The sequence below is a fragment of the Bifidobacterium aesculapii genome (genome assembly GCF_001417815.1).
GTDB classification, from domain to species: domain Bacteria; phylum Actinomycetota; class Actinomycetes; order Actinomycetales; family Bifidobacteriaceae; genus Bifidobacterium; species Bifidobacterium aesculapii.
In genome coordinates, this window is the sequence record NZ_BCFK01000032.1 from 1 (window position 1) to 10,859 (window position 10,859).

Here is a 10,859-nt window from a genome sequence, read left to right on the forward strand (position 1 = left end):
CGGCATACGAGATGATAAAAGGATTGGATGGGGATCAGGACGTCACTCGGCGCAGACCGCCCCGGACGAACACGAAGCAAGGGAGCAGTCATGAGCAACCACAACCCCACCGGCAACGACGACGAGACCCCGGCACCCGCATCCGCGGCGAAACCGGAGAAGCCGCGCATCTTTCCTGAGGTGGGTGCGGCTCTGCTCAAGGCGCGCAGGGAATGCGGCATGACACAGCAACAGCTGGCCGATGCGACCGGCGTCTCGCGCATCACCATCCAACGCATCGAACAGGCGCACATCAACCCCTCGTTCAAGACGCTGGAGGCGCTCGCCCACGGCATGGGCCGCACGCTCACCATCAGCTTCGACCCCCAATGACGCGGCAGCCGCGCCACCACCGCGTGAATTCCCCGTGAACCACAGGCGTCGAACAGTTCCGGGGGTACCGGCCGGCAATGCGGATGCGGCACAATGGTGGCAAGGAGGCCCTCCCATGGTCGATGACTACACCGCGAAGATGACCGAGCTGATCGCACTGATGCGTCTGATCGGCAACGACACGCAGCAGTGCGAGGTCAAGGAGTGCAAGCGCCGCATCTCCTCGACCATCACGGACACGTTGTCCGCGTTCTCCAACGGTTCGGGCGGGTGGATCATCCTCGGTCTGAGCGAGAAGAACGGGTTCACGCCGGTCGAGGACTTCAATGCGCGCGCGATGCAGGAGGCGTTGAGCCAGGCGTGCGAGAAGATGACGCCCGTCGTGCGCCCGGTGATCGTCACCTGCCCGTTCGAGGGCGCGAACCTCGTGTTCGCCCGCGTCGACGAGATGCTTCCGCGCGACAAGCCCTGCTTCATCAGCGAGCGCGGCCCGTACGAGGGCTCGTATATCCGTACGGGCGATGGCGACCGTCATATGACCTCCTATGAGGTGGATCGGCTCATCGAGGAACATCTGCAGCCCACGTACGATCTGGATGTCGTGCATGGCGCCACTCCCGACGATTTCGATCCGACGCTGGTGGAGGGTTTGCTTGCGCGGGTGCGCGAGCAGCATCCGCATGTGTTCGCCGACCGGGGCGATACGGATACGCTGCTTGATCTGCAGGCGTTGCGTCATGATGATTCGCAGATGCCGTTGCGCGGCGTGGGCGGTGTGCTGCGCCCCACGTTGGCGGGTCTGCTCGCGTTGGGCAGGTACCCGCAGAAGTATTATCCGAGGTTGGGCATCACCATCGCCGTGTTTCCGGGGACGTCGCGCGACGACGTGTTCCGCGGCGACGAGCGTCTGGTCGCCGCGAAGTCGATCGTCGGGCCGATTCCGGTGATGATCGATGATGCGGTGGAGTCGCTGATGCATTGGATCGGCGCGAAGAAGCCTGATTATCCGCCGGTGGTGCTTCGTGAGGCCATAGCGAACGCGCTCACGCATCGTGATTATTCGCCGGATGCGCGCGGCACGCAGGTGAGCATCAGCGTGTTCACGGATCGTATCGAGATTTCGAATCCGGGTGGTCTGTACGGCACGGTCACGCATGATGTGCTCGCCAATCCGCATCCGGTGACGGGTGTGCCGAGCGTGTCCACGCGCAACCAGTTCCTGTTCACGTTGTTGGAGTCGACGCCTTATCTTGGCGGCGGGTTCGTGAACCCGGAGGGCGGCGACGGCTATCAGCGTATCGCGGCGACGCTGCGCGAGGCGGGCATCGAGCCGGCGACGACGGTGAACGACATCAACACGTTCACGATGACGATCACGCGGCATCGCATCGCCACCGCGGGAACGCCGAACGACATCGCGAAGGCGATCACCGCGGTGTTGGAACGTCATTCGGCGATGAGCATCCGCGAGATCCTGCGCGAGCTGAAGATCACGCCGTTGGCGGTGACGTCGGGTATGCGCGAGCTGCTGCGTGAGGGCCGGGTCGCCGAGGTGCGGTTCCGCGACGACCCGACGCGCCGCTACCGTCTCAAGACCGCGTGAACCGCTTTGCGTGAACCGCTGAGGAGCCCGCCCCGCCTCGGCGACCCGTTTCGTCCTACTTGTGGTAGAGGCTCACGCGCTCGTATTTCGGCTCGCAGCACACGTTGATGCCGAGCTTGCGGTAGAGCGCCTCGTCGGCCGAGGAGATGATGACGGAGAAGAACGCGTCGCATCCGCGCAACTGTTCGAGCCCGGCGATGACGCGTTCGGCGAGCGGATCAGTGGCGCTGGTGATGGACAGCGCGATCAGCGTCTCGTCGGAGTGGAGCCTGCGGTTCGTGCTGTTGAGGTGTTCGGTCTTGAGACGGCAGATCGGTTCGATGGCGTCGTCGTGGATGACGGGCAGTTCGAGGTCGACGCCGGCAACGGTCTTGAGCGCGTTCATGAGCAACGAGCTCGCCGACCCAAGCAGATCACCGGTCTTGCCGGTGACGACGCGCCCGTCGGGCAGGAGCATGGCGCCGGCCGGGCCTCCGGTCGCGCGCTCTTTGGAGAGCGCCGCGTCGCGCGCCGGCGACAGGTTCTCGTCGACGCCCGCCCTCTTCATGATGGAGCAGAGGCGTTCGACCTGCTCCTCGCCGGCGCCGGTGCGTTTGAAGTTCACTGCGGCGGTGAAGTACCGGCGCACGATCTCCATGTTCGCGGCCTCACGGCACGCCTCGTCGTCGACGATCGCATACCCGGCCATGTTGACGCCCATGTCCGTGGGGCTCTGGTAGGGGCTTTCCCCCATGATGCGTTCCATCATGGCCTTGAGCACGGGGAACGCCTCCACGTCGCGGTTGTAGTTGACGGTGGTCTCGCCGTACGCCTCCAGATGGAACGGGTCGATGATGTTCGCGTCGTCCAGGTCGGCGGTGGCCGCCTCGTAGGCGATGTTCACCGGATGGTTGAGCGGCAGGTTCCAGATGGGGAACGTCTCGTATTTCGCGTATCCGGCGGCGACGCCGCGACGATGCTCATGGTAGAGCTGCGACAGGCAGGTGGCGAGCTTGCCGGAGCCGGGGCCGGGCGCGGTGACGACGACGAGCGGACGGCTCGTCTCGATGTAGTCGTTCCTCCCATACCCTTCGTCGGAGACGATGCGCGCGATGTCGTGCGGATACCCGGCGATAGGATAGTGCAGGTAGCAGGTGACGCCCAACTGCGCGAGTCGGCGCCGGTACGCCTCGGCCGCCGGCTGGCCCGCGTACTGGGTGAGCACCACGGAGCCCACGTAGCATCCGCGGGAGCGGAACACGTCGATCAGGCGCAGCACGTCCTCGTCGTACGTGATGCCGAGGTCGCCGCGCGTCTTCGCCTTCTCGATGTGGTTCGCGTTCACGGCGATGACGATCTCCACGTCGTCGGCGAGGCTTTCCAGCATACGGAACTTCACGTCCGGCCGGAATCCGGGCAGCACGCGCGACGCGTGATAGTCGTCGAACAGTTTGCCGCCGAATTCGAGGTAGAGCTTGCCGCCGAACCGCGCGATGCGCTCCCTGATCCTGGCGGCCTGCAGTCCGATGTACTTGTCGTTGTCGAATCCCTGTCGCATGTGTGTGGAGGAACCTTTCGGAAAGGACGGCGCGAAATGACCTACAGGATTATACGCGTCATCCTCCGATGCCGGGCCGTGCACGCGGCCCGGCACGTCGCCCTCGCCATCCGGCACCGTGCCGCTCCAACGCCGCACCGCGCACGGTCTCGGGCGTCCCGTCACATGAACACGAACCAGGACTCCACATTCCACCAGATCCACGTCGGCATGTTCATTCCCGTCGCGAACTGTTTGAAGACGAGGAACAGGAACGCCGCCGTCATGCAGGCGGCGAGCCATCCGAACGTGAGCCGTCCGGCCACGTCCCGCCAGCGGTCCGCCCCGGTCGCGACGTCGGTCGTATCATCTGCGTCACCGGACGCGCCGTCACCGGACGTACCGCCCACGCCGCACGACGCGCGCGCTGCCGCCACGCCGGTCTCGGCGGCCACGGCGGTCGACACCCCGGTCCGGTGCACCGCCGCGTCGACCGCATACAGCAGCGCGAGCACGGCGAACACGAGCATGAACGCGTAGTCGATCTCGTAGCGGAAGTCCACGCCTGTGATGCGCGCGTTGATGATGAACGTCGCCGCCGCCGCCGCGAGCGCGCCGATGACGAGCCCCGTCGCGACCACGCGGTGCAGCGCGAACCGCCACACGGTGACGGTGAACAACAGCAGCGCGAACGGAGCCGCGGTGAACAGCCATCCGCCGAACATCGGATGCTCGCTGCGCCATGTGGTCAACGGCACGCTCTGATGCTGCACGAACGGGAAGTGCGCGGTGAGGTTCGGCGGCTGGAACAGGTATTGGAACACGAACGAGAAGTATTGGGTGAGCGGCGCGCGCGCATGTGTCATGTCGTAACCGGTGAGGTTGTATTTCGCGCCGAAGTCGGTGAAGGAGCCGAAACGCGCCATGTTGTACGCGAACTGCGGCAGGAACACCACCAGATATGGTACGACCGCGCACGCCCAGACGCGGATCTCATGTATGAGCGCACGCCGGGAACGCAGCCCCCGCACCCATAGCGCGCGGATCTCGTCGGCGAACAACGGGAGCGCGATGAACGTGGCGAGGATGACCTGCGGCCGGCTCGCGATGGTCAATGCCATGCACGCCGATCCCGCGGCGAACAACGGCAGGTGCCGTTCCAGCTCGCGCAGTTTCGCCTCTATCCACAACGACAGTCCGAGCGCGGCGAACCCCACGGCCATCTCCTGCGGAATCTGGTAGAACAGGCCGAGCTGGATGAGCATGGCGATGCCGTTGCCGAACATCATGGCGGTCATGCCGAGCAGCGTCGCGCCGAGCGAGACGGGGTGCCGGCGCGCGATGAGACGGGCGAGCTGGACGGCGAGCGCGGCGGTCGCGAGCGCAGCGAACGCGGCGGTGACGGCGATGCCGGCGTTCGTGGGCAGGCGCATGCCGGTGAGCGCTTTGAACGGTGCGAACAGGAGCAGCGCGGGCAGTACGCCGAAGTACGAGTAGTACTTGCCGTCGTGGAAGGCCACGTCGAAGTAGACGGGCGTGTCCGGATTGTTCAATGCGGTCAGGGTGCGCGCCCGGGTGTCGTACGGATTGTCCATGGCGGCGAGACCGTCGTTGACCGGGTAGTCGAGCCATGCGCGCCCGTTGAGGATCGCGTCGGCGAGCCGCTGGTATTGGTCGGTGGCCTGGTATGAGGCGAAGAAGTCCCAGTAGACGGGTTCGGGGCTTTCCTGCGGCGCGGCCATGGCGAACAGGCCGAGCGGCAGCAGGCAGGTGAGCGCGGCGCAGACGGCGACGGGTATGAGACAGGAGCGTCGGCGTAGCGCGAGGCGTATACGGTAGAACGGCGAGGCGGGACGGAACGCGATGATGAGGAGCGCGGCGAGGATTTCGATGAGGAGGCGGATCGGGCTGAACCGCATCGGAACACGCGGGTTGACGGTGATTGTGTTGTACGGGATGACGTCGCCCTTGTCCATCTGGTAGCGTAGCCGCACGTGCGTCGCCCCGTCGCCGACGCGCTGGTAGCGTGAGGGTTCGGCGGACGGCGAATATCCGACGTCCGCGTTCGCGTCGTACCAGCCGGAGTCGGTCGTCTTCATCGTGGAGAGCTGCCAGCGTACGGCGTCGCCTTGTCGGGGGCGTTCGGCGGAGGCGTGGTCGATGTACAGGTAGTCGATGGGCTCGTCGGCGGAAATGTCGCGCCACGCGTGTTCCGGGTCGGTGATGACGGCGATGCCGCCCGTTTCGACGCGCAGACCGTTGCCGACGCCGTCGTCGTGCGCCTGCACGGGGTGGGCGCCGAGCGTCTGCCAGAACGGCAGGTTGAATACGAACAGTTCCAGCAGCACGATCGCGATGACGGCGATGCAGACGGGCCGTGCCCATGGCGAGCGGCGCAGGCGCGCACGCCACGTGTGCGGACGGGGGGCCGCGGCGGATGACTCGGGTGACTCGGGTGATGACGTCATGCGCTGTGATGGTTCCCGGTCCGTCGCGTCCTGCGTCACGTGGTTCGTCGCGGTGCGCGTCACTGCTGCTCCTTCATGTCCGTGCGGTCGTTGTCCGCCGTCGCGGGAGTGTCCGCGACGGCGACGACGGACACCCCGGATACGGCGGGGGCGCTTCCGCCGTCGTCCGTCCACAGGCGACGGGCGGCGGGCGCGTACGCGATCTCCTTGACGCGTTCGAGCTCGTCCTCCTCGAGCTTGCGTTGCGTGCGCAGCACTTCGGAGACGATGAGCAGCAGCAGGGAGATGACCATCCAGATGAACAGCATGACGCCGAGCAGGAGGGACTGCATGTGGCCGCGGCCCTGACCGGCGAAGAAGAACGTGAGATAGCGGATGAAGACTGCGGCGGCGCCGATTCCGGGGATGATGGCCGACCAGGTGAACACCGAGTGCGCGCGGAACATGAGGAAGCTGCGCACGATCGCCCCCGCGGACTTGCCCATGTGTTCGAAGATGTTGTGGAACAGGCGCGACTTGCGGGTCTTCGGATTGGTGACGATCGGCACCGACGTGATGGCGATGCGCTTGTAGCCGGCCTGGATGATCGTCTCCATGCAGTAGCTGAATTCGGTGACGATGTTGAGCTGGAGCAGGGAGCGTTTCGAGTAGGCGCGGAAGCCGCTGGCCGCGTCGGGAATGTTCGTGCCGGCTGCAAGGTTGACGACCCATGAGCCGAATCGTTGCATGAGACGTTTGAACGGGCTGAACTCCTTGATCGTGTCGGTCTGCCGGTCGCCGACGACGATGTCCGCCCTCCCCTCGATGATCGGGCGCACGAGGTCGCCGATGCGTTCGGACGGATACTGGTTGTCGCCGTCCGTGTTGACGACGATGTCGGCGCCGTGCTTCAACGCGTAGTCGACGCCGTCGCGGAAGGCGCGCGCCAGGCCCATCGTGCCGTTGTGGCGCACGATGTGGCGTATGCCGAGCCGTTTCGCCACCGCGACCGTGTCGTCGGTGCACCCGTCGTCGATGATCATCACGTCGAGCCGGTCCACGCCGTCGATGTGCTTCGGCATATGCTCCATGACGAGCGGCAGCGTCTTGGCCTCGTTGAGGCAGGGTATTTGGACGAATACGTGCATCAGTTCCCATCCTTTTCGTTGACCGCGGGCGTCCTGTCCGCCCGTTTCGCGAACACCGACTTGATCTCCTTCACGTCGAGGATCCCGACGCGTGCGAGCATGGCGGCGAACGCGGCGTACACGGCCGCGTAGAGCGCCATGAGCGCCACGAAGTTCGTCACGTCGAACATGCGCCCCGCGACGGCCATCACACACCACAGCAGCGCGTCACAGCCGATCGCCGCCCACGCCTTGCCGCTCATCACGTCGCCGAAACGACGACGCGTCTCGATGTAGGAGACGACCATCACGGCGAACGTGCACGCCATGCTGCTGGCGGCGACGGCGGTGATGCCGCCGAGCCGCGCGGCGGCGACGAACACGCCGACGACGACCGGCAGGGAGACGAGCGACAGCATGTCGGAGAAACGCGTGTCTCGTTCGGCGTTGAGCGTCATGTTGAGAATCACGGTGACGCCCATGAAGAAGCTCGAGAACGCGAGGCACGCCAATGCAGGCGCGGCGGTCGCGTACGCGGGCGAGTAGAACGCGGCGAGCAGGTCGGCGGCCGTCGCGGATATCGCCACGGCCATGGGCGCGACGAGCGCGAACGCGAGCAGGAACAATCCGCGCGCCTTCCGCAGCGCCTCGCCGCGCGCGCCGGCGGCGACGAGGCGCGCGACCACCGGCAGAATGATCACGGCGAACGCCTGCAGCAGGTAGTACGTGGTCTTGCCGAAGTTCATCGCGCCCGTGTAGTAGCCGGCCATGCGGTCGGGCAGTTCGGCCTTGACGACGAGCGTGTCGGCGCTCAGCACGAGCGACGCCATGATGAAGAACAGGGAGAACGCGAGCGTGCCATGCGCGGCGTCACGCCACGGGAACGACGCGCCGCCCTCGGGCAGCAGCGCCCATGCCGGCGCGAGCATGACGAGTCCGATGAGAATGGTCAGCACCATGGCCGCGCAGTAGCCGATCTCGACGCCGATGACCGGCTCGTGCGGGAAGACGAGGATGATCAGCGGAATCGTTCCCAGTTTGACGATCGGATAGAACGTGGAGAGGAACGCGCTGCGGCCGAACCGCTGCAGCCCGTCGTTGATGCCGAGCATCACCACGTACAGGCCGTTCGCGGGCACGAGGAACGCCGCATAGCGGAAGTAGCGTTCCAGCGTATCGTCGCCGAGCATGAGCCCGAACAACGGGGCGCCGGCGAAGTCGAGCAGGAAGAACACGGCCACGATCGCCGCCTGCACGACGAGCGTGCGCGCGATGACCTGACGCCCGTCCCACCGGTGCGAGGCGATGTTGCGCGACAACGCCTGACGGGCGCCGTTGCTGACGAACAGGTATTCGAAATCAAGCACGGTGATGACCGTGCCGACGATGCCGTAGTCGGCGGGCGAGGCGAACCCGCCGAGGAACCAGTGGATCGCGTAGCCGGCGACGAAGAACGCGATGTTGCTGACGAGGTTGAACAGGAGTCCGCGGCTCATGCGACGGCCTTCCCCTCGTCGGTGCTCCCCCGGGCGCCGCGCCCACGATGCGCGTCCTCTTCATGCCGCGCATCCGTTGGGCCCCATAGCGTCGCCGGCGCGACCGCATCCGCGCGTAGCAGGGCGAGCAGCAGCGGTATCATGACCGGCGCCCACATCATGTACCGGGTGGCGGTCGGTTTCAACGGGATGGAGATCGCGTTCGGCAGCAGCGACAGCAGTGACCATGCGAGCGGAATCAGGAACGGCGCCCACGCGGGGGCGCCCGCCCGCATCGCGGATGTTTGGCGGCCAAGCGCGGCGAAGACGAGGAACAACGGCAGCACGAACGTCCACAACGCAGTGAACGTGAGCACGTTCAGCACCGGCGCCGTCTTCCACTTGTCCCACCATGCGTATGCGGCGGATTGGCCGGCCCGGTTCGCCGCGTAGGGCGGCATTCGCGTGAACGGGTCACTGTAGGCGTTCGCGATCTGGAACCACATCCGGTTGCCGATGGCCGCGTCCGCATGCCGGTCGAGCGTCGCCAGGGAGATGCCGCGGTCGGTGGTGTCCAACGGCGTGCGGGTGAATGAGAACCAGCCCGATTCGAGCGAGATGAACGCCGCGACATACGATTCGGGGTGCCGCAATCCCATGGACAGCCATACACGAAGGTATTCGGGGACGGCGGACGGGTCACGCAGCGCATACTGGATGACGGGATCGGCGAGATACGGATTGTACCGTCGCGCCATCCGTTCGAACGGCACGGTGTTGACCCGGTCGATGACACCACGTTCGTATGCGGTCACGTCATCGGGATGGTCGAGCGCGTACCGTGCGGTCATCTGCATCGGCGCGACGAGCAGCTGGTTCGCGTCCTCCCGCACCACGCGCAACGGTCCACGGACCGCCGCCGGGAACACGACCATGGCAAGCAGCGCCACAGTGGCCGCGGCTGCTGCGGCCATGATTCTCAAGCGGCGGCGCGCACGCAGCAGCGGCAGGCACAGCAAGGTGAGCACGGTAATGTACAGTCCCGTCATCGTGGTCAACGCGTTGCCTGTGGAGACGACGATGAACCCGATGAGGAACCGGCGCGAGGCGAGTGCCGCGAGACGGGTTCGCGTGATTTCGGCGACCATGAGCAGCCATGGGATGAGGAACAACACGTGCAGCGTGTCCTTGACGATCGACATCGTGAAGATCGGGAACGCGGGGAACAGCGCGAAGAACAGGAACAGGACCGTAGCGAACACGCACGGGCAGCCGACACGTCTCACATACAGGCATGCGCCGGCGAGTTCGGCCGCGGTGACGACGACCTGTATGCCGAGATAGGCGATGAGACCATTCTGGTAGTTTCCTGTGAGCAGGTCGCCGAGCCGGGCCACGCCGCCGAAGATGATGGTGTCGAGCACCGGGTGATGCGAGGATATGGCGCCCGTCGGCTGCCCGTATGCGCTGATGCCGAAGAACTGGGCGATCTGGTCGCCGGTATCGTACCAGAGGGTGCCGGGGAACATCAAGACGATGACATGAGACCAGCATAGGAGGATCACCGCACCCGCGACCGCGACCTGCACCGCGACGTAAAGGCCTGCGAAGCACGCACAAATGCGACGACATACGCCGCGCAATGAGCGGAACATGAGCCGCGGAACGGACGGAAACACCGGAGGTGGTACGAGTGGAAACCGTACGTCCACATGTACGGGATGGGAGAAGACCAGACGTTCCGTCAAGGTGAAGGACGCGAACAGAATCAACGCCGTCACGGCCGTCTCAAGCCAGAACCGTAAGTCGAACGGGCCGAGCACGGCATTCACTGCTGCACGGTTCGCAACGGCTATGACCAGCCCCCCGGCGACGCACAACACGGGCCGTGCCGCCCTCGACGGACTGATTCTTCCCAAACGCATGATTACGACGATAAATGAGCGGATACGTAGTCGCAGTGCAGTTGGCTCAATGTTCATCAAGCGGTGTCGAGCCGGTAACCGTGCACTCAAGACAAGGCAGACGGGAAAACATATGGATGCACAGGAGAAGGATGGTTACGGCCATGGTATTGGGTTTGCGGATTTGCATCCGATTCTCCCGTTGCGGGCTTGTGCATCGTCGCATGGGCTCGCGGGAAGGGGGTTGGTGCCGGGTCGCGGCCGGCGGCCGGGGCGTGTGCGGGGGCGCCCGCCATCGTTGTCCCGATATGGGTAAGGTTTCTTGGTCTGGTGTCCGTGGGGTTTCCCGTTTGGGTGTGGATGTGGGGAAGGCCCGGTGGGGGAGCTGTGCTCGACCCCATCGGGCTTTCCGTTT

The 10,859-nt window shown here is 65.4% G+C and carries 7 protein-coding genes; 2 read left to right on the forward strand and 5 right to left on the reverse strand.

The window, feature by feature from the left end; all coding sequences use genetic code 11:
- The first annotated feature begins 90 nt into the window (after positions 1-90).
- Both BFAL_RS05130 and BFAL_RS05135 read left to right on the forward strand, forming a co-directional pair.
- A complete protein-coding gene (locus BFAL_RS05130) occupies positions 91-372 on the forward strand; it encodes a helix-turn-helix transcriptional regulator (RefSeq protein ID WP_055427358.1) in 282 nt (93 codons plus the stop codon).
- Positions 373-487: 115 nt separating this feature from the next.
- Entirely contained in the window at positions 488-1,975 is a 1,488-nt protein-coding gene (locus tag BFAL_RS05135) for an ATP-binding protein (RefSeq protein ID WP_055427359.1), read from the forward strand.
- A gap of 55 nt (positions 1,976-2,030) precedes the next feature.
- Here the strand turns inward: BFAL_RS05135 and BFAL_RS05140 are convergent, their stop codons facing one another.
- From BFAL_RS05140 to BFAL_RS05160, 5 genes are all read right to left on the reverse strand, one after another.
- Entirely contained in the window at positions 2,031-3,512 is a 1,482-nt protein-coding gene (locus tag BFAL_RS05140) for a DUF1846 domain-containing protein (protein WP_055427360.1), read from the reverse strand.
- A gap of 161 nt (positions 3,513-3,673) precedes the next feature.
- Entirely contained in the window at positions 3,674-6,022 is a 2,349-nt protein-coding gene (locus tag BFAL_RS05145; protein WP_055427361.1) for a hypothetical protein, read from the reverse strand.
- Positions 6,019-7,086: a glycosyltransferase family 2 protein gene (locus tag BFAL_RS05150; RefSeq protein WP_082440380.1), complete on the reverse strand. Its 1,068-nt coding sequence runs from the start codon at positions 7,084-7,086 to the stop codon at positions 6,019-6,021. The genes BFAL_RS05145 and BFAL_RS05150 overlap by 4 nt, the downstream gene beginning before the upstream one ends.
- A complete protein-coding gene (locus tag BFAL_RS05155; protein ID WP_055427362.1) occupies positions 7,086-8,561 on the reverse strand; it encodes a lipopolysaccharide biosynthesis protein in 1,476 nt (491 codons plus the stop codon). Before BFAL_RS05155 ends, BFAL_RS05150 begins: the two co-directional genes overlap by 1 nt.
- Positions 8,558-10,069 (reverse strand): DUF6020 family protein, encoded by a 1,512-nt coding sequence (locus BFAL_RS05160; protein ID WP_055427363.1) that lies wholly within the window; start codon positions 10,067-10,069, stop codon positions 8,558-8,560. Before BFAL_RS05160 ends, BFAL_RS05155 begins: the two co-directional genes overlap by 4 nt.
- Positions 10,070-10,859 lie beyond the last annotated feature (790 nt).

Coding starts and splice junctions, on each gene's coding strand:
- BFAL_RS05130 (WP_055427358.1), top strand. CDS start 91: ATGAGCAACCACAACCCCACCGGCAACGACGACGAGACCCCGGCACCC.
- BFAL_RS05135 (WP_055427359.1), top strand. CDS start 488: ATGGTCGATGACTACACCGCGAAGATGACCGAGCTGATCGCACTGATG.
- BFAL_RS05140 (WP_055427360.1), bottom strand. CDS start 3,512: ATGCGACAGGGATTCGACAACGACAAGTACATCGGACTGCAGGCCGCC.
- BFAL_RS05150 (WP_082440380.1), bottom strand. CDS start 7,086: ATGCACGTATTCGTCCAAATACCCTGCCTCAACGAGGCCAAGACGCTG.
- BFAL_RS05155 (WP_055427362.1), bottom strand. CDS start 8,561: ATGAGCCGCGGACTCCTGTTCAACCTCGTCAGCAACATCGCGTTCTTC.
- BFAL_RS05160 (WP_055427363.1), bottom strand. CDS start 10,069: ATGTTCCCCGGCACCCTCTGGTACGATACCGGCGACCAGATCGCCCAG.